The organism is Sutterella massiliensis (assembly GCF_016899755.1).
Taxonomy (GTDB): domain Bacteria; phylum Pseudomonadota; class Gammaproteobacteria; order Burkholderiales; family Burkholderiaceae_F; genus Sutterella; species Sutterella massiliensis.
The window spans coordinates 1-257 of the sequence record NZ_JACJJC010000471.1 but is presented as its reverse complement, the minus strand read 5'-3'; the positions used below and the strand labels follow the sequence as shown (position 1 = coordinate 257).

The following is a 257-nucleotide window of genomic DNA, read 5'->3' as shown; positions in this document are numbered from 1 at the left end:
GTACGGAAAGCTGTGGCATGTTCGGGAGAAATCTGTTCGGGATAAGCAAGACAGTTTGCCAGTTCGGGTGTTATAGGGTAGCGTTCAAGGGTGGTATAATGTACGGTACGTCCGGATTTTCCGGCTGCAAGCAAGGTAAGGAAGGCATTCAGTCCTGTGCCGAAGCCTATTTCCAATATGTGGGGAGAGGGAGAAGGATGGTGTTCCAGTCCCATTCGGATAAAGATGTGTTCCGATTCGGTGAGTGCTCCTTTTAC

Annotated in this window: 1 protein-coding gene; it reads right to left on the bottom strand. The window is 49.8% G+C overall.

Annotated elements, in window-relative coordinates:
* A partial coding sequence (locus tag H6A60_RS14625) for a hypothetical protein (RefSeq protein WP_500691545.1) occupies positions 1-257 on the bottom strand: 257 nt, incomplete at both ends.